This window comes from Terrabacter sp. P5_B1, from assembly GCF_056400505.1.
In genome coordinates, this window is sequence record NZ_JBFULD010000573.1 from 1 (window position 1) to 1,160 (window position 1,160).

2 protein-coding genes are annotated in these 1,160 nt (G+C 73.2%); both read right to left on the bottom strand.

Annotated features, from left to right (window positions below):
• On the bottom strand, positions 1 to 795 hold a 795-nt coding region (locus tag AC1DP0_RS22105; RefSeq protein ID WP_478088768.1), incomplete at its 3' end, for a histidine kinase.
• Between the two features lie 17 nt (positions 796 to 812).
• On the bottom strand, positions 813 to 1,160 hold a 348-nt coding region (locus AC1DP0_RS22110; RefSeq protein ID WP_478088770.1), incomplete at its 5' end, for a potassium-transporting ATPase subunit C.

A 1,160-nucleotide genomic window follows, 5' to 3' on the forward strand; every position in this document is an offset into this window, starting at 1 on the left:
CCCGCCGGCTGCCCGGGTCGCGATGCGGGCGCCGCGCCGAAGCAGCGTCTCGCTTCCGGCCCCACCTGTCAGTGCGACGACGATCCGCTCGCGCGCCGGCCACTGGTCGCTGATGCCCTGGTCGGCCCGGTAGCGCTCGAGGGCCTCGTCGACGCGGTCGGCGAGCCACAGGAGCGCGATCTCGCGCAGGGCCGAGAGGTTGCCGACGCGGAAGTAGTTGGCCAGGGCGGCGTCGACCTGGTCGGGCCCGTAGATGTTGCCGTGCGCCATCCGACGGCGCAGGGCCTCGGGTGACATGTCGACGACTTGCACCTGGTCCGCCCGCCGCACGACCTCGTCGGGCACCGTCTCCTGCTGCCGTATGCCGGTGATCGACTCGACGACGTCGTTGAGCGACTCGAGGTGCTGGATGTTCACCGTCGAGATGACGTCGATGCCGGCCTCGAGGATCTGCTCGACGTCCTGCCAGCGCTTCTCGTGTCGCTCCGCCTCGCCGGCTTCGGGCACGTTGGTGTGGGCGAGTTCGTCGACGAGCACGACCTGGGGACGCCGGGCCAGGACCGCGTCGACGGAGAGCTCGGTCAAGGCCGCGCCGCGGTAGGTCAGTTGGCGCCGGGGGAGCACCTCGAGGCCGTCGAGCAGCGCAGCGGTGTGTGGCCGTCCGTGCGTCTCCACGAAGCCCACGACGACGTCGGTGCCCCGGTCGAGGCGGCGGTGCGCCTCATCGAGCATCGCGACGGTCTTGCCCACGCCCGGCGCCGCACCGAGGTAGATCCGCAGCGAGCCTCGCCCCATGTCGCGATCCTCTCAGGTCACCCGTTGCCGGATGCGGTCTGGCGCTCCAGGGCGAGGTTGAGCTCGAGGACGTTGACGCGTGGCTCGCCGAGGAACCCGCCGATCCGGCCCTGGGTGTGCGCCGCCACGAGGCTCCGCACCCGGGCGACGTCGAGTCCGCGGGCCGCGGCGACGCGCGGAACCTGGGTGGCGGCATACGCGGGGGAGATGTGCGGGTCGAGGCCGCTGGCGGAGGCCGTCAGGGCGTCGGCGGGCGACGTGGCGGGGTCGAGCCCGGCGGCCGTGGCCCGCCTGGCGACCTCGGCGCCGAGCGCGGAGCCCGAGAGGTTCGAACCCCCGCTCGTGTCGCCGGAGTAGCTGCTGGC